The organism is Streptomyces sp. NPDC043908 (genome assembly GCF_056435525.1).
The window spans coordinates 803,830-820,450 of the sequence record NZ_JBWKEI010000001.1 but is presented as its reverse complement, the minus strand read 5'-3'; the positions used below and the strand labels follow the sequence as shown (position 1 = coordinate 820,450).

The following is a 16,621-nucleotide window of genomic DNA, read 5'->3' as shown; positions in this document are numbered from 1 at the left end:
GATGCACACCGTGGCGATTCTTGCGCTGGACCAGACGGTGGCCTTCGACATGGCCATCCCGGTCGAGGTGTTCGGACGCGTACGCCTGCCGGACGGGCGTCGCCCCTACCGGGTGCGCGTCTGCGGAACCGGTGCGGAGGTGCCGACCGAGACGTTCACCATCCGCGCGCCCTGGGGGCTGGACGGCCTGGCCGGTGCCGACACCATCATCGTGCCCGGCCGGGAACAGCACGCGGAGCCGCCCCCGGCCGAGGCTCTCCAGGCACTGCGTGACGCCGCCGCCGACGGCGCGCGCATCGCGTCGATCTGCGGCGGCGCCTTCACCCTGGCCGCCACCGGCCTGCTGGACGGCCTGGCGGCGACCACCCACTGGATCGCCGCCGACCAACTCACCCAGCAGTACCCGAACATCGACGTGCGCCCGGACGTCCTCTACGTCGACAACGGCCAACTGCTCACCTCCGCGGGGGCCTCCGCCGGCATGGACCTGTGCCTGCACCTGGTCCGCCGCGACCTGGGCTCGGCCGTCGCGGCGGACGCCGCCCGACTGGCCGTCACCCCCCTCGAACGAGAAGGCGGCCAGGCCCAGTACATCGTCCACGAACCCCCGCCGCTGCCTCGCGGCTCACTTCTGGAACCGACGCTGACCTGGATCCAGGACCACCTCGGCGAGGATCTCACTCTGGAGGCCATGGCCGCGCACTGCGCCATGAGCACCCGCACCTTCAGCCGCCGCTTCCGTGAACAGACCGGTACGACCCCCCTGCAGTGGCTGCTCCGTGCACGCGTCCGACACGCCCAGTACCTCCTGGAGCACAGCGACCATCCCGTCGAACGCATCGCCGTGCAGGCAGGTTTTGGATCCGCGACCGCCTTCCGCGAACGGTTCAAACGCGTCACCGGCACCACACCGCAGACCTACCGGACCGCCTTCCGCCGCCCTCGCTGAAACCCGGGGCACGCGCACCAGGGTGGTTTCGCCAACGGCCGGTCCCTCAATGGTGTCGGCAACCGTGCGGTCCAACGTCCACGCCGTACGTGCCCCAGCCTAGGGCGCGGCGGGCGGTGCCGGGGTAGGGCGGTTCCACTCGCGGGTGACCCAGGCGTCCACCCGCGACCACTGGTCGGTCAGCCACCACTGACGGGCCTGCGCTCCGGCCGGTATCGCACGGGCGGGCACGCTCCACCAAGTGGCGCGGACCGCCCGCCGCAGGGGGATCGACTGCCACAGTCGGGCCGGCGAGTCGATCCGATCGAGACCGGTGTGCGCGACGAAGGCGACCACCGCTCCGGCATCGCCCGCCCCCGACAGGGCCGCGAGCGATCCCTCCATCCTGGGCGGCAGGACGTGCTGCTCATGGCGGGCGCGAGCCGCTCGCCGGAGCTGGCCGGTGCGGTTGAGCCAGCCGATGGCCCGCCGCCTGCGACGCTCTGTGAAGTTGCCGCCCTCAGGGAACATCACCAGCGCCTCCCCCGGGCGCAGTCCGGCCGCCAACAAGCTGATGGCCGCCGAGGTCCCGGCTTCGGTCCGGTGGGGGACGAAGCAGTGCGGCAGGCGGCTGAGCACGATGTCCAGACACGGGTCCCAGCGGAGGAACTGCTTGAGGACGACCTGGGGGCGCAGGCCCGCGCGGCAGAGGAGGCCGTGTACCAGCAGGATGGAGTCTCCGGGGCCGGCATGGCGGGCAAAGACCACTATGCCCTCGCCCGGTCGTTCCGTACTCGACGGGATCGGCGGGATCGGCGGGTCGACCTCGACTCGTAGCGAGAAGATCCATCCCGAGCACGTGACCAGGAAGTCCAGCAGCCGCGCCAGCACTTGGTAGTTGAGCGTCACCAGACGCTCTTCGCGGTCTCGGCCGCCGCCCAGGCAGCGCAGTCGCACGCCACCTGCCGCGAGCACCCCGCACAGGTCGGCGATGAGGTATACGAGGACGTAGAGAGCCAGCCGTTGGGGCTGCCAGGCCCGCCCGGACCGTCCGGCGAACAACGACAGCGGCGCCAGCACCAGCGTCACGAGCAGCAGAGCCCCGGCGACGGGGATCAGGACGACGAGTGCGGGCACGCTGACGCATCGCCTGGCCACATCACGAGCGCCGACCGCGCGACTCATGACGCTTCGTCCCTGCGGGGTTTACCTGCGGCCGCCAGGTAGGCGGCCGACGCCTCGTACGCCAAGTCCATCCGCCGCGCGGAGAGGCCGAAGTCGCGGTGGCGGAACTTCCGGCCCGCGAGGTCTTCTCCCTTGCCGGACGCCGCACCCGTGGGCAGCAGGTGTACCTCGACTTCCGGAGGCAGATCGGTCATGTCCCGGGTGAAGCGATGGCGACGGGCGATCTCGAAGGCCACGGCAGCCACCTCCCAGGGCGCCCGGGGAACTTGCAGTGGCCGCTCAACGCGTCCGACTTGGAGTACGTAGACGGTGCGGGCTCCGGCAGCGACCGCGCGGCCCACCGGGATGCTGTTGATCAGGCCTCCGTCGACGAAGTGCTCGCCGTCGATTTCGAGCGGCGGCAGGAGCCCCGGGACCGCGCACGAGGCCATGACCGCCGGGACGAGGGGCCCCTGGGTGAACCAGTGCTCGGCGGCACTTTCGATGCTCGCCGCGACGCACTGGAAGGGCACCGCGAGATCTTCGATGTGCCGTGCGGGGAGCCAGGTTTCGAGTAGTTCGCGCAGCGGTGCGGAGGAATAGACGTGGGTCCGGTTTCGGGCGGCGAGCCGAAGGCTCTGGAGAACCGAGCCGGAGAACACGCCCGAGCGGCCCAGGCTCCCCCACAGCTCACCCAGTTGCGCCACGGCCTTCGCCGTCGGCTCGGCCGCGATCGCCGCGCCGTTGATCGCGCCCACGGATGTTCCGACCACCAGGTCCGGGCGGATTCCGTTCTCGATCAGGGCTCTCAGCATCCCGACCTCGTAGGCGCCCAGTGCCCCGCCTCCGCCCAGCACGAACGCACAGCGGTAATCCGTGCTCTTCCCCTCGGGTTGCCTTGTCATGGCATCGTCGCCCATACCCTGCGCTTGCCCCGCCCCGGCCGTCCCATCCACTCCCTCGGGTGGGCCCGCCGCCGTGGGCTGCTTCGCTGGGTCCCGCGCGCTCGGCGCCGGTCGGGCTTCGGGTGGGGCGCCTGCGGTGTTCGAGGTCGTCGTACGGGGTCAGTCGGGCGTCGAGGCCGGCGCAGCCTGCCGTGTCGAGGCCGACAAGGTCGACGGTGGTCAGCTGCGCCACTCCCCCGCCGCACACGCGAACTTCTGGGCCCCGTGCATCAACCAGCGCTCCGCGAGGGCAGTCTGGACCACCACCGCGACCAGCCGCGCCCCGTCGGCGGTGGACGGCCTGTGGTCGCTCACTCCGCGCCGACCTGGAGCAGCCCGCAGGGCGCGCGGATCGTCCCGGCCGTTCCCGTCCCCCACCCGGTCAGGGCCCGGCCAGGGCCCGGTCAGGGCCCGGTCAGGGCCCGGCCAGGGCCCGAGCCAGGCGCCGGACTCCTGGGTCGCGGCTGCCTCCTCGATCATCACCCCGTCTGCTTCCCTCACTTGTCCCGAGCGCGTCTTGCTAGACTTCCATACCAAACCTTTTGGTATGGCGCGAGGAGAGTCAGAGTGAGCGCAGGGAGTTCGGCATGGCTGGAGCAGGGCCTGGTGGTGCTGGCGGAGCAGGGCGCGCCGGCGGTGACGCTGGAGCGACTGTGTGAGCGCATGAGCATGTCGAAGGGCGCCTTCTACCACCACTTCGGATCGATGCCGAAGTATCGGACCCGGCTGCTCGACCACTTCGAGGCCAGTTTCACCACATCGATCATCGACCGGCTGGAAGCGATCGAATCCCTCCCGGCGCGGGAGAGGTTGAGCAGGCTCCTGGCAGAAGCGACCAAGGACGCCGGCCTGCCACTGGGGGTAGCGATGCGGGCCTGGGCGAAACAGGATCCGGAAGCGGCGCGGGTGCAGGAGCGGGTGGACGCCACACGTATCGGATACCTGCGGGGGCTGTGCGACCAGGCCGGCTACAGCAAGCCGGATCAGACGGCCAGGATGCTCTACCTGATGCTGGTCGGCGCGGAGCACCTGACGCCCCCGCTACCGAAAGCAGAGCTGCGTGACATGTACGAGCTTCTGCTTCCGCTGCTGGAGCAGTCGGCGTCCTGACTCCCCCGCTCTCCCCGTATCAAGGAGGACACACCTTATGAACATCATCGACGCCACTCCCGAACTGGCCTCCATACTCTCCGGCGCGGACCACGTGGACGTGAAGAGGGCCGAATCCGAAGCGACCCTGCGGGAGTTCGTCGCGGGAGCCTTGAGCTGGCAGCCCGGCTGGATGAAGGTGTTGTTCCGCGCCAGGACGGTCCTGGCCAGACTCCTGCGGCTGCGCGATCCCCACGTCCCGGTCGGCCGGCCGCTACGGCCCGAGGAGATCTCCTTCATCCCCGGCGCCAAAGTCGCCTTCTTCACCGTCACTGACGCCGCTGTCGACCGGTACATCGTCCTGGAAGCAGCCGACACCCATCTGACCGCCTCTCTCGCGATCGTCACCGCACCCTCGGCAGACGGTCGCGCCAGGTTCGAGGTGGCCACCATCGTGAAATACCACCGGTGGACCGGTCCGCTCTACTTCAACGTCATCCGGCCCTTCCACCACCTGATGATCCGCGGCATGACACGCGCAGGCACACACTCATCAGCCAGTGCGGCGCAAACGAACCCCGCACCGTGAACTTGCAAACGCAAGCCCGGAATCCCGTCGGTCGAACGCCTCGACCAGCTCAATGACCCCGACAGGATTCTCGCGGGGTAGGTGCTCCGCCTCCCCTTCAGTTCCGGGCAGGCCGAGAAGGCGCCCCGTCCAGCCGAGAAGTTGTCCCCTCCATCAGCAGGCGTTCCGGCCCCGGCACTGCCGTGCGGTGCGGTGCGCGAAGGCATACGTACGGGACCCGCCACCGCCAGGGGCGCGGAGGCGGGCCCATACAGGTATGACGACACGGTCGCTCAGCGCCGGTCCGTGCACCCGCAGGTGACGTCTCCGCGCCCCGCCGGACGGAGCCGGAGCGCCGGTCGCGGTCAGCGCGAACGCTGCCCGGTGATGAGGCGGTACAGCAGGAGCACGATCACCGAGCCGACGATCGCGGCGATCCACGTCGAGAGGTGGAAGAAGCCATTGATGGAGTGCACACCGAAGATCACCTTGCCGAGCCAGCCGCCGAGCAGACCGCCGACGATGCCGAGGAGCATCGTCACAAGGCAGCCGCCCGGGTCCTTGCCGGGCGTGAGTGCCTTGGCGATGGCGCCCGCGATGAGGCCGATGAGAATCCAGGCGATGATGCCCACGGTGTGCGTCCTTTGCTGTAGGTGGTTCTGTGGAGAGCCCGACGGGGGTACCCCAGGGCTGTCCGCCGGTCGCTCCGACGCGGACGACCGGCGACATACGCATATCCGTTCGTGATCGCTCCACACGGGACCAAAGTCCTATTCCCTCCGACTGGCCCACCCGGCACCCACCCTGTCGACCGATCCGGTCGACGGCCGATTCGGTGACTGCTCCACCGGCGATGGCCATCGGGCAACGGAGCAACCGGGCAACCGGGCAACCGGGCAACCGGGCAACCGGGCAACCGGGCAACCGGGCAACCGGGCAACCGGGCAACCGGTCCAGGCTCGCAGACACAGGTCAGCCTCGATCCCCCCTTGGCGGCCGCCGCTGTGATTGACACAGTCGGCGGGTGAGGCTAGCCCCCGGGCCGATCGGGGGGTGCAGCGGATGGTAGGGAGCGGACCCGCGCGGCGAGAGTTGGGCCCATGAAAACGCCCAAGGCCTTACTCGCTGCCCTGCTCATCCCGCTCGGTGCCATCCTGGCCGTCACCCCGGCCGCCTCCGCCGCCATACCACCCGCCCCGGCCGCCGCATCGGCCGCCGCCGACGCCGCCGCGCCCGCCGGCCCCAAGGAGGTCGCGGCCGCCGTATCCCGCTCCCCCGAGGCGGCCCTCGGCCGGGTGGCCCACCCGCTGCGCACTGCCCAGCCCCTCGGCGGCCTGGCCGACCTCCGCCCGTTCGGTCGGATGGTGGGGGACGCCCGGGTGGTGGGCCTGGGCGAGGCCACCCACGGCTCCCACGAGTTCTTCACCCTCAAGCACCGGGTCTTCCGGTACCTGGTCGAGGAGAAGGGCTTCCGGGCTTTCGCCCTCGAAGCCCCCTGGAGCACCGGGCTGCGGCTCGACGCCTACCTCCTGCGGGGCGAGGGCGACTTGCAGCAGATCATGGACGAGGAGTTCCAGGGCACCTACCGGTGGTGGAACCAGACCGAGTACCGCGATCTGCTCCAGTGGATGCGCGCGTACAACGTCAAGCACCCGAAGGACCCGGTCCGCTTCGTCGGCGATGACGGCGGGTTCGCCGGTGCCGAGCTGTACGACAAGGTGAACGCCTACGCGGCCGCGGCCCGCCCCGAACTCGTACCGCAGCTCACCGAGCTGTACCGGGGCCTGCGGCCCACCACCGACGCCGAGACGTACGTCAACGACTACCTGTCGAAGCCGATGGCCGAACGGAAGGAACTCGCCGAGCGGACCGGCCGGACGGTGGACCTGCTCAAGCAGCGGCCCGGCACGGGCGCCGACGCCGACGCGCATGCCTGGGCCGTCCAGCACGCCACGGCGATCCACCAGATGACCACGCTGTTCGCCTTCGACCTTGACGACCCGCAGGGCGTCACCGGCGCCATGCTCCACCGCGACCGGATCATGGCGGAGAACATCGCCTGGTGGCAGCACCGAACCGGAGACAAGATCCTGCTCGCCGCCCACAACGGCCACGTCGCCCTCCGGTCGTACACCCCCGCCACCTATCCGCGGGTCCAGGGCGAATTCCTTCGCGAGCAGCTGGGCGGCGGCTACCTGAGTGTCGGCCTCACCTTCGGCCAGGGCTCCTTCAACGCCTTCGGCCAGGACGGCGGCGTCCACCGCTTCACCGTCGGCCCGGCCGCGCCCGGCACCGCCGAGCACACCCTGGACCGGGTTCGGTACCGCGACTTCGTGGTGGACCTGCGCAACGCCCCGGCGGCGGCCCGCACCTGGCTCGCCGCGCCGCACCCCGTCAAGAACATCGGCGCCGCCTACCCCGGGACCGCGGACGCCCCGCAGATCCGGCTCGCGCAAGCGCACGACGTCGTGATCCACCTCCAGCGGGTGGAGGCGGCCCGGACGCGCAAGTAACCTGCGATCCGTGGCCACCCTGGGGCCCAGTACTTTCACGACCGGCCGGGCCGTCCATCGCAATCGGCGGCCCGGCGGATGACGACCACGAGGACCAAAACCACGACGAGGCAGAGAGCGGAGAGGAGACATGCACGTTCCATCCGCCCGGCCGGGGCGGGCAGCTTCGTCCTCCCATGACTCGCTCGTGACCCGGCGGACAGTACCCAGCCACTGAGTGGTCGCGGGGATGTCAGAGCACGAAGACGCTCCTGCTGCAAGTGCTTCGGGAGAGCAGCGTATGGGCAGGCCCCCGCTTCGGCCGGGAAGGGGGGTGGGAGACTGGCCGGTATGGATATCCGCAGCAGGAACAACGTCACCGTCACTGGCCGTACGGACGGGCGGGTGCTCTTGCTGGCGCACGGGTTCGGCTGCGACCAGAACATGTGGCGTCTGGTGCTCCCCGCTCTGGCCGCGGAGTACCGGGTGGTGCTCTTCGACTATGTGGGCTCGGGCCGGGCGGACGCCTCGGCCTGGGATGAGCGGCGCTACAGCTCGCTGGAGGGCTACGCACGGGATGTACTGGAGGTCTGCGAGGAGCTGGACCTGCGGGATGTGACCTTTGTGGGGCATTCGGTCAGTGCGATGGTCGGAGTCCTCGCGGCGGCGAAGGCACCGCAGCGGTTCTCCCATCTGGTGATGGTGGCACCCTCTCCCTGCTATATCGACGACGACGGATACCGGGGCGGCTTCAGCGCGGACGATATCGACGAACTGCTGGAGTCTCTGGAGTCGAATTACCTGGGTTGGTCGGCGGCCATGGCCCCGGTCATCATGGGGAACGCGGACCGGCCGGAACTCGGCGAGGAGCTGACCACCTCGTTCTGCGCTACGGATCCGGACATGGCGCAGGTCTTCGCCCGCACCACTTTCCTGTCCGACAGCCGTGAGGATTTGAAGACGGTAACGGTGCCGACGCTGGTCCTGGAGTGCACGCAGGACATGATCGCTCCCCGTGAAGTGGGCGCCTTCGTCCACGCCGCAATCCCCGGAAGCCGACTGGTGACGCTGGAGGCGACCGGGCACTGTCCGCAGCTGAGCGCACCCGAGGCTACCGCCGCTGCGATCACCAGCTTCCTCGGATCGACTCGATGATGTGCCCCACCCATCAGGACCCGGACGGGGAGCCCGGCGTGGATGCCACCGACGCGGTATTCACCTCCCTGCTGGAGGACAGCGCTGAGGAGCTGTACGAACAGGCTCCCTGCGGCTACCTGTCGACGTTGATGGACGGCACCATCGCGAAGATCAACACCACGTTGCTCGAGTGGCTGGGCCTGGAGCGGCGGCAGGTGGTGGGCCGGATGCGGTTCACCGATCTCCTCACGGTGGGAGGCAAGCTCTACCACGAAACGCACTTCGCCCCGACCCTGCAGATGGAAGGCGAGATCAGCGGCATCGCCTTGGAGATCAAAGGCGCCGGCAGACAGCGGATGCCCGTGCTGGTCACCTCGAAGGTGAAGACCAGCGAAGGGGGCGAGCCGATGCTGATCCGCACCACTGTCTTCGACGCACGCGACCGCCGCGCCTACGAGAAGGAACTGCTGCGCAGCCGCAAGGCCGCCGAACAAGCACGCCAGCAGGCCGAGGCCGACCGCGACCGGCTCCAGGAAGCCCTCGCCGTCCTTCAGCAAAGCCTGCTGCCCGCCCAACTGCCCGCCATCCCGGGCCTGGAGGCCGCCTCCTACTACCACACGGCCTCCCCGGACCTGCTCGGTGGAGACTTCTACGATCTTTTCCCCCTCGGCGCCGGCCGATGGGCGTTCTTCCTCGGCGACGTGTGCGGCAAGGGCCCCCAGGCCGCGGCGGTCACCTCGCTGACCCGCTACACCCTGCGCGCAGCTGCCCTGCACGACCCCGACCCCGTCACGGTACTGACCACGCTCAACACCGTGCTGCACGAGCGGTACACCAGCGGCGACACCCGCTACTGCACCGCCATATTCGGCACCTTGCACCCCGGCGACGGCCAGGTCGAGGTGAACCTTGCCTCCGGCGGACACCCCTCCACGCTGATCCAGCGCGCGGACGGCAGCGCCCACTACCTGCCCACACCCGGCGGGATGCTCATCGGCGTCCTGCCCAAGGTCCAGTTCACCGCCGCCCGCACGCAGCTGTACGCCGGCGACACCCTGCTCGTCTACACCGACGGACTCACCGAGGCCCGCACCGGGCCCGAACGCGAACTGTACGGCGACGACGCCTTGCGCAACTTCGCCGCGGGCCGGCCACCCGCAGGCCCCCAAGCTCTGGTCAGCGCCCTGAGGGGCCTGATCAACGGTTTCGGCGCGGGCCTCGACGATGACACCGCGCTCCTCGCCTTCGGTATGACCGCCTCCCCTCCCATTCCCGCGAGCGAAGAACTGAAATGAGCCCGCTGACCATCACCAGCCGCGACGCGGCCACCGGTCCCGTACTGGAGATCACCGGTGACCTCGACCACGCGACGGCACCCCAACTCCGCTCAGCCGTAGATCAGCTCACCGTTACCAGCGGGCAGGTCCTGGTCATGGACCTCGGCGGCCTGGAATTCTGCGACTCCAGCGGCATCACCGCCCTGCTGGCCGCCCGAAACCTGGCCATCGAACAGGGCGGCGACATCGCCCTGGCCGCCGTCCCGGCCAACACCGCCCGCATCCTGACCCTCGTGGGTCTGGACCGGGTCTTCACCATCCACCCCGACACCGCTGCGGCCACAGTCCCCCGCTCCGCAGCCCGCTGATCCGCCCCAGACTCCCCTACACCGTTTGCAGGGAGCAGCCGTCCGAAGGGGTCGGTGAGGACCCGGACGTTCATGCCATGGCGCTGGTGTCAGCGCGGCCGACCTCGAAGAGGCTCGGAGCCCGTGCACAGCACCCGGGCCCGCGCTGCGAGCAAGCCAATTACGCCGTCATCACCCATAGCGGTCCCATCGGCCGTTCCGGCCTGCCACCCTGGTGTGATGGCCAGTGAACTGCCAACGGGGCATCCGCCGCACGTCCTCAACCCCCTATGGATCATCGCGCTGTTCCTGGGGCTCTCAGAAACGACGGTAGGTATCGCTGCTGCTCAATCAAGCGGCTGGGTTCAAGGGCTGCTCGCAGTGTTCGCCGTATCGTTTCCCGTCCTGGTCTCCACCGTGTTCTTCATCATCCTGTGGCAGCGGCCGGAAGTGCTCTACGCGCCCGGGGACTTCCCCGAACACGTACCGATCAACACCTATGTGGACGGCATGCGCCGAAGGTCTGTGCATGATCCCGAGACCATCCAGGCGGTAGTCAACGACACCCTGCGGACCGTGTTGCCGACTGCTTTGGCCAATCCTTCAGAGATCTCCGACGTGCTGGAGGAGGCGATGGCCACTGCCGAACAGACACTCGCCGAGCGCACGCTGAGCGTCGACATCAGCCCCATCACCGGGGCTCCAGGAGATGTGTTCCGCTGCACACTCTTCAGCACACAGACGGTGAGTGATTTCCTCGACGCACTGTGGGCCGACGCCCTCCACGGCTTCGTCCCACCTCTCCGGTACGGCAGGGACTGGGTTCTGATCGACCAGCGCAGCAATCAGCAACTCAGGCGCCTGGGATCCGCATGGGCGCGAGGAAACAGTACGGAGAGCGACGAAAGGCCGCTCAGTGACGTGGGTATCACCCCCGCATCACAACTGGTCGCCGTGCGCTTGGACAGCAATGCCCGCGGTCGTTTTCCCCACCCTTACGAAGCTGATGCGGTTGTTCCCCGTTGAGGACGGCCCCCGGAGGCAGGTCCGCGATCACTCCAACGACCGCATGGTCAGGACTCCTTGGGCCAGTCCCTCACCGAGGCGACTTGGGTTCCTCCCCTCGCGAGTGAAGTACGTTCGCCTTCCGTGCCAACAGCCTGCGACAAGATCACCGCCAAGAGCCGGAAAATGAGTCGGAACGCTAGCCCGGGCGCGCAGTAGCGGACTACCCTGCGATGATGACGGCGTGCCAGAGCCAGGGACCACTGCCGTCGTGATTGTCTTGCCGGATGCCACCCCGCTCCTCGACGCGGCGTGGCGTACCGACCCGGCTCTGGTGCGTCGTGGGGTGCCGGCCCACGTCTCGCTTCTCTACCCGTTTGTGCCGGAATCGGCGCTGACAGGTCAGGACGAGAAGGGCGTGCGCTGTCTGGCGGCGAGTTTCCCGGCAGCCGATCTGCTCTTGGAGGAGGTCGTGACAGAGTCCGGCTTCGTCGCCGTCCCCGTTCCGGGACTGCAGCCTATTGTCGATGCGTTCCGCGCCCAGTGGCCCGGGTTGCGCCCGTACGGGGGCCGCTTCGGGACGCAGCCCGCCGCCCATGTCACGGTCGCTATGGGTGCGGACGACCCGACAGCTGCCGCCCATGTCCGCACTGCGATCGGCAGCCTGCTGCCGCTGCGCACCCGTGCGACGGCGGTCCAGCTGGTGGTGCTGACGGAGGACGGCTGGCAGCCGCGGTTCGCCGTGCCGCTCGGCGTCCCGGACGGTCCGTAGACGCCGCCCGCCAGTCCCTCGCCACAGCCCGAGACAGGCACCCCCATTCTCGGCCGCCCCCTGCCCTGCGCGACTTCCTGAAGTTCCTGCGGCGGGCAGGACCGGACCCGGAAAACCTCCGCCTGGACGGCCCCTGGACGACCCGCTGCTCATCGAGTGGCGTGGGCGTCGTCGGCCGTCCTCGGCTGAGGGGGTGATCCCCGATCAGCGGCGGCCGGTGGCCAGGCTGACGAGGAACTGGCTGCCGCCTGCCTCGATGCCGGCGGTCACCTGCAGCCCCGGCAGCAGTCGGGAGAACCGGTCCACCAGCCAATCCGCCGCCTCTTGGGCATCCTTCCTCGTCGGACAGCGGCCCACCACCTCGCGGCCCCCCTTGCGCTCCAGCCTGTCGCCAACGGCGATCAGCGGCGCGGGTTCGACTACGTACAGGTGATCCGGCCAGGCGATGACCACCTTGACCGCGCCCTTGCGGCTGTTGCACCCGCGGTGCGCGAGCCGCTCGGCGACCTTGGCCTTACGGTCGACGGTGCGGCTGTCGACGCTGGGGCCCCGCGGGTCGTTCACTGACTTGTCGGGGTCGACCGCTTCGTCGCACACCCAGCAGCGCCAGCCGTCGCGCTCACCCACATCATCAAGAAGACTCATCCGAGCAAACTAACCTGTCCGGCCGCCACGCACGCACCAGGGCTCCGGTCAGCCAGCAGCTGCCCGCGCTCGGGTGCGGGTGGGCCTGCTCGCTCCTCACCGGTCTCATGCTTCGGACGATCCATGGGCGGCAGTTGGTCGTACGTGATCACGACCGTCGCGTTTGCCTTTGCCCGTGCACGGTCCGACCCCGACGCGGTCTCCTCGCGGATCCATGGAAACTTTGATTGTCATTCGCCTACTCGTAAACTACAGTTGTCGCATGATGGTCTCTGAGATCACACCGGAAGAGCAGGCAGAACTCGACAAGGCGCTGTACGAGGCCTTGAATCCGCTGGCCTCGGCGATTCGCTCCCGGCAGACCGGGTTGCCCGCGGACCGTATGTGGGACGCGGATCCCATCGAAGTGGCGCTGTCCGTCCTGGCCGCTTGGAAGGTGATCGATGCCGAGGTCAGGCGGTTGACCGCGTACGCGGCAGCAACCGCGGGCTCCTACGGTGCCAGTTACGAGCAGATGGGGGCTGTCTGGGGCATCACCCGGCAGGGCGCCCGTAAGAAATGGCCCGACGCCGTCAGCCGCTCGGCGCCCGTGACAGCGGGCAGGAGCGCGCTCGCGCTCTTCGGGGGGACTGCCGAACTGGTGCAGACGCCTTCCGGCGACTGGAGTTGGACAGGCAGGGGCGCTGATGGGGCACCCGCCGCGGCGCCCGACGGGACGCGTTATGCGACTGCGGAAGAAGCAGCAGCCCATGCGGGTGTTTTCCTCAAAGAACACGCCCTCGACGCCGTCGATCGTTCCTAGCGTCAGGCAACGTTCGCCCTGTTCGCGACCGCGCGCTGGCGTTCGTCGGGGGCGTGATTGTTCCGCCAGATGATGTAGCGGCCGATCATGCTGCCTGGGTGCTTGCGGCTGGCTTCGTCGGTGCCGGTGCCGTCGAGGGGGCAGTGACAGAACTCCAGGAACTTCGAACGGTTCTCGGTCCTCTTCATGGGGCCGGTCACGTTGGACCGCCTACGTGATGACCTCGGCGGTGCGCCGTGTGCGTGCAGGCTGGCGCCTGCCGTCTTGTAGAGGCTGACGAGGTCCGGGGCCTGGGCCCATATTTTGGTCAGGTTGATCGCCGGAGCGGCGTCGTGTGCTTCGGTCATGGTCGCCGTTTCTGTAGCGGGTGCGGTCGTTGTAGTGTGCGGTTCCTGTCGCGATCCGGGGCTTGCCGCGGGGACGTACACGCCGCAAGCCCCAACGTCTGTCGCCCGGCCGGGGCTACGATCTCGACAAGTACCGCCGCGCCGCCTGTACATCGCGTTCAACACTTCGCCGCCGGGCACCGCGCTCGGTGGCCGGCCGGTCGCTCACCCCGCCGGTTCGGCACTGAGCAAGGCAGGCTGCTCATGCAGGCGGGACGCTGCCAGACATTCATGATTTCTGCTGCCCCTCGTCGTGGGAGGCGAAGCGTACGGGTAGCCGGTCCAGGCAGATGTGGCGTCCGTTCTCGAAGTAGCGGGTCGGCTGCTCGGTGAGGGTGAACGCGGGGTGCCGGAAGAGTTCGTGCAGGACCTGGGCGAATTCGGCGCGGGCGAGGTGGGCCCCCAGGCAGAAGTGGATGCCGTGCCCGAAGGTGAGGTGCCGGTTGTTGCCGCGGTCGAGGCGGAAGGTGTCCGGAGCCGGGAACACCTCGGGGTCGCGGTTGGCCGCGCCGGTCAGCAGTACCACTCTGGCACCGGCCGGGATCTCGTGGCCGCCCAGGACGGTCGGCCGGGTGGTGAGACGGGTGCCGTGGTCAACGGGTGTCCACAACCGCAGCGTCTCCTCGACAGCGGCCGGAATGAGGCTCGGGTCCCCTCTGAGCGCCGACTGGAGATCTGGCCGGGACCCCAACTGCCACAGGAGGTGCGCCAGGGTGTTCATGGAGGTCTCGTGGCCGGCGATGGCATACGCGACAAGCATGACGTGCAGTTCCTCGTCGCCGGCGGGCCGCCGCCCGTCGAAGGATGAGCGGACGAGGAGGCTGAGGTGGTCGTCGCCGGGTTGTTCGCGTGCCCTGCGGATCTCGCTGTCGAACAGCGCGGTGAACGCCGGCCAGAAGCCCCCGGGTCCGTCGTCCTTGGGCATACGGGCCCAGGTATTACTGGTCAGCTCCCGGATGCTGCGCTGGGCGTGCTCGGTGAAGCCCACCGCGAGTCCCACCACGGCCAGCGGCAGCGGCACAGCCAGCTCGGCGATCAGGTCTCCGTGGCCGCGTGCGGCGATCGGGGTGACGTGCGCGCGGACCAGGTCCGCCAGGGCATCGTGCAGATCACGGACCCGGGGCAGCAGGAACGGCGGCTTCATCGCGGTGCGGAAGCGGGTCTGCTCGGGCGGGTCGTATTCCAGCGGGGCGAATCGGGGCGTGCCCGCGGCGCGCGGATAGAAGACGCCGGAGGCCGAACTGAACGTCTCGTGGTCGGCCAGCGCGGCGCGGACGTCGTGGTAACGGGAGACGATCCAGGTGCCGCCGTGTGCTCGGGAGTAGCTGACGGGTGCGGAGGTACGGATCGCGCGGTGTACGTCGACGGCGAGGTCCGGGCTCAGGTACGGGTCGTGGGCGTCGAAGTCGGCGGTGAGGCGGGCCAGGTGGGGGCAGCCGGGCAGGGAACCGGTGGGGGTGGTGTCCTCGGTGGCCGGTGCCGTGTGCCTCATCGTTGCCCTCCGGTCGGTTCGGTCGGTTCGGTCGGTCCGGTCAGTCCGGTCGGTCCGGTCAGTCCGGTCGGTCCGGTCAGTCCGGTCGGTCCGGTTGGCTCGGTCGGGTCGTACCCCTCGTCTGTGATCCAGCGGACCATGCGCCGCAGCGGTTCGGTCGCGTCCTGTGGAAGGTCGGGCCGGTAGTCGGTGGCCCGGCCGAGCGGCACAAGGCGTTGCACGCCGTGGAAGGGTGCCACGTCGCGCAGTCGCTCTTTGAGGGTGTCGGGGTAGACGCCGAGGGTCTGGGTGGAGGAGTCCATGACGGACAGCGCTTGCTCGACGGTGTCGACCGGGACCACGTTGGCGACGCGCCCGGACAGTGCGCTGTGGAAGGAGACGGTGTCCGCGGTGCGGGAGAGGATCACGGCGCCTTCGTCGGCTCGGCCGCCAATCACCCGGTACCAGTGGCCTCCCGTGGCGCGCAGGGCGCGCAGCTGCTCGCGCAGTGCCGGGTCGAAGTGACGGGCCGCGGTGCTGCGGTGGGCGGGCAGGGCCTGGATCTCCTCATGCAGCAGTTCCGCCCACTCCTCGGCGCGTCTGAGTCCCGCCGCGTCGGTCCCGGTCACCACATGCACGACCCGGGCGTTGAAACAGGCCAGCTGGTTCAACTCGCCGACGTCGGCGGCGGTGAGCTTGGCGGTACGGGCCATGGCCGCGCGGTGGGCGAACCCCTCCGGGCCGATCACCGTGCCACTGGACTTGGGGTCGAGGGCGACGACTTCGAGGCCGGGACGGATGTAGCGGCTGATGTGCCGCATCGCGGCCATACCGCCCCAAGCGATGATCTTGTCGAGCGCACGGGGCTGGTAGAGGGCCCCCTCGACGCTTTCGGTGCCGCCCTTCCAGTAGGCCACCGCCAGGTGTCGGGCCAGAGGGTGGGAGGGTGCGACTTCGGCCAGCGTGCGGGCGATCGCGACTGCTGTGAGCGGGTCGTTGGACGGTGTCTTGATGATGGCGTCGGACCGGGTGAGCGCGTTGCGGATGACGGTGAGCGCGGCGATCATCGGGTGATTGCCGGCGATGACGTGGAGCGTCCGTGCCCCGACGGCGCGGACCGCCGCACGGCGTCCGTCGCGTCCGGGCACAGGCGTCCAGCCGTCGAGGAACCGCGTGCCGATGGTGTGCTCCGCCACGTCGTGCAGTGCCTCACGGGTGAAGAGGGCGGGCAGGCCTTCGTAGGCGGCACGCAGGACCGGTTCGGTCATGTCGGACCAGGCGGCGGCAGTGCACAACGCCTCACGCAGCAACGGGTTGGCGTCCAGCGCCAGCAGCGGGCCGAGTGCCGCGAGTTGATCGATGATCTCGGCGGTGCTCAGACGGTGCAGCTCTTGCAGACTGCCCGGGTCACGCAGGACCAGATGCGGCAACAGAGCGACCGGGTCGGGAGCGTGGAAGGCGGGGCGACCGGGCCGGCCGCCGAAGGGGACGAGTCGGTCGGTGACCGTGGTGCCCCGTACGTACGCCGGAACGGTCAGCGTCCCGGTGGCGGTGTCAGGGGGAACCGGGGGTGCGGCCATGAGGGCGGATCCTT

General features: G+C 69.3%; 17 protein-coding genes and 1 pseudogene. 10 read left to right on the top strand and 8 right to left on the bottom strand.

Annotated features, from left to right (window positions below):
- Window position 1 precedes the first annotated feature (1 nt).
- A complete protein-coding gene (locus tag AC069K_RS03805; RefSeq protein WP_478611822.1) occupies window positions 2-949 on the top strand; it encodes a GlxA family transcriptional regulator in 948 nt (315 codons plus the stop codon).
- Between the two features lie 99 nt (window positions 950-1,048).
- Here AC069K_RS03805 and AC069K_RS03800 read toward each other — a convergent pair whose 3' ends face one another.
- From AC069K_RS03800 to AC069K_RS03790, 3 genes are all read right to left on the bottom strand, one after another.
- Window positions 1,049-2,065, bottom strand: a complete 1,017-nt coding sequence (locus tag AC069K_RS03800; RefSeq protein ID WP_478611820.1) for a 1-acyl-sn-glycerol-3-phosphate acyltransferase — start codon at window positions 2,063-2,065, stop codon at window positions 1,049-1,051.
- Between the two features lie 44 nt (window positions 2,066-2,109).
- The gene (locus AC069K_RS03795) at window positions 2,110-3,012 is read right to left on the bottom strand and encodes a patatin-like phospholipase family protein (protein WP_478611818.1); all 903 of its coding nucleotides are present in this window, start codon (window positions 3,010-3,012) and stop codon (window positions 2,110-2,112) included.
- A gap of 204 nt (window positions 3,013-3,216) precedes the next feature.
- On the bottom strand, window positions 3,217-3,516 hold the full coding sequence (locus tag AC069K_RS03790) for a hypothetical protein (protein WP_478611816.1): 300 nt from the start codon (window positions 3,514-3,516) through the stop codon (window positions 3,217-3,219).
- A gap of 87 nt (window positions 3,517-3,603) precedes the next feature.
- On the opposite strand from AC069K_RS03790, the gene AC069K_RS03785 reads away from it, so the two are divergent.
- Both AC069K_RS03785 and AC069K_RS03780 read left to right on the top strand, forming a co-directional pair.
- Window positions 3,604-4,146, top strand: coding sequence for a TetR/AcrR family transcriptional regulator (locus AC069K_RS03785; RefSeq protein WP_478611814.1), 543 nt, complete (start codon window positions 3,604-3,606; stop codon window positions 4,144-4,146).
- A 37-nt stretch (window positions 4,147-4,183) separates the two neighbouring features.
- Window positions 4,184-4,714, top strand: a complete 531-nt coding sequence (locus tag AC069K_RS03780) for a DUF2867 domain-containing protein (RefSeq protein WP_478611812.1) — start codon at window positions 4,184-4,186, stop codon at window positions 4,712-4,714.
- Window positions 4,715-5,058: 344 nt separating this feature from the next.
- Here the strand turns inward: AC069K_RS03780 and AC069K_RS03775 are convergent, their stop codons facing one another.
- The gene (locus tag AC069K_RS03775) at window positions 5,059-5,325 is read right to left on the bottom strand and encodes a GlsB/YeaQ/YmgE family stress response membrane protein (protein WP_365105068.1); all 267 of its coding nucleotides are present in this window, start codon (window positions 5,323-5,325) and stop codon (window positions 5,059-5,061) included.
- Between the two features lie 468 nt (window positions 5,326-5,793).
- Between AC069K_RS03775 and AC069K_RS03770 the strand changes: the two genes are divergently transcribed.
- The 6 genes from AC069K_RS03770 (at window position 5,794) to AC069K_RS03745 (ending at window position 11,723) form a co-directional block, all read left to right on the top strand.
- On the top strand, window positions 5,794-7,206 hold the full coding sequence (locus AC069K_RS03770) for an erythromycin esterase family protein (RefSeq protein ID WP_478611809.1): 1,413 nt from the start codon (window positions 5,794-5,796) through the stop codon (window positions 7,204-7,206).
- A 330-nt stretch (window positions 7,207-7,536) separates the two neighbouring features.
- On the top strand, window positions 7,537-8,340 hold the full coding sequence (locus tag AC069K_RS03765; protein ID WP_478611807.1) for an alpha/beta fold hydrolase: 804 nt from the start codon (window positions 7,537-7,539) through the stop codon (window positions 8,338-8,340).
- Window positions 8,340-9,617, top strand: coding sequence for a PP2C family protein-serine/threonine phosphatase (locus AC069K_RS03760; protein ID WP_478612021.1), 1,278 nt, complete (start codon window positions 8,340-8,342; stop codon window positions 9,615-9,617). The genes AC069K_RS03765 and AC069K_RS03760 overlap by 1 nt, the downstream gene beginning before the upstream one ends.
- The gene (locus tag AC069K_RS03755; protein WP_478611805.1) at window positions 9,614-9,967 is read left to right on the top strand and encodes an STAS domain-containing protein; all 354 of its coding nucleotides are present in this window, start codon (window positions 9,614-9,616) and stop codon (window positions 9,965-9,967) included. The genes AC069K_RS03760 and AC069K_RS03755 overlap by 4 nt, the downstream gene beginning before the upstream one ends.
- Window positions 9,968-10,186: 219 nt before the next feature.
- Window positions 10,187-10,972 (top strand): hypothetical protein, encoded by a 786-nt coding sequence (locus AC069K_RS03750; protein WP_478611803.1) that lies wholly within the window; start codon window positions 10,187-10,189, stop codon window positions 10,970-10,972.
- A 250-nt stretch (window positions 10,973-11,222) separates the two neighbouring features.
- A complete protein-coding gene (locus AC069K_RS03745; RefSeq protein ID WP_478611801.1) occupies window positions 11,223-11,723 on the top strand; it encodes a 2'-5' RNA ligase family protein in 501 nt (166 codons plus the stop codon).
- A 204-nt stretch (window positions 11,724-11,927) separates the two neighbouring features.
- Here AC069K_RS03745 and AC069K_RS03740 read toward each other — a convergent pair whose 3' ends face one another.
- A complete protein-coding gene (locus AC069K_RS03740; RefSeq protein ID WP_478611799.1) occupies window positions 11,928-12,368 on the bottom strand; it encodes a hypothetical protein in 441 nt (146 codons plus the stop codon).
- Window positions 12,369-12,630: 262 nt separating this feature from the next.
- On the opposite strand from AC069K_RS03740, the gene AC069K_RS03735 reads away from it, so the two are divergent.
- Window positions 12,631-13,170: a hypothetical protein gene (locus AC069K_RS03735; protein ID WP_478611797.1), complete on the top strand. Its 540-nt coding sequence runs from the start codon at window positions 12,631-12,633 to the stop codon at window positions 13,168-13,170.
- 2 nt (window positions 13,171-13,172) lie between these two features.
- Here the strand turns inward: AC069K_RS03735 and AC069K_RS03730 are convergent.
- The 3 genes and pseudogenes from AC069K_RS03730 to AC069K_RS03720 form a co-directional block, all read right to left on the bottom strand.
- Window positions 13,173-13,295 (bottom strand): annotated as a pseudogene (locus tag AC069K_RS03730) (transposase); the annotation flags it as partial.
- A gap of 490 nt (window positions 13,296-13,785) precedes the next feature.
- Window positions 13,786-15,048: a cytochrome P450 gene (locus AC069K_RS03725; protein WP_478611795.1), complete on the bottom strand. Its 1,263-nt coding sequence runs from the start codon at window positions 15,046-15,048 to the stop codon at window positions 13,786-13,788.
- Window positions 15,045-16,607 (bottom strand): acyl-CoA reductase, encoded by a 1,563-nt coding sequence (locus AC069K_RS03720; RefSeq protein ID WP_478611794.1) that lies wholly within the window; start codon window positions 16,605-16,607, stop codon window positions 15,045-15,047. The genes AC069K_RS03725 and AC069K_RS03720 overlap by 4 nt, the downstream gene beginning before the upstream one ends.
- Window positions 16,608-16,621 lie beyond the last annotated feature (14 nt).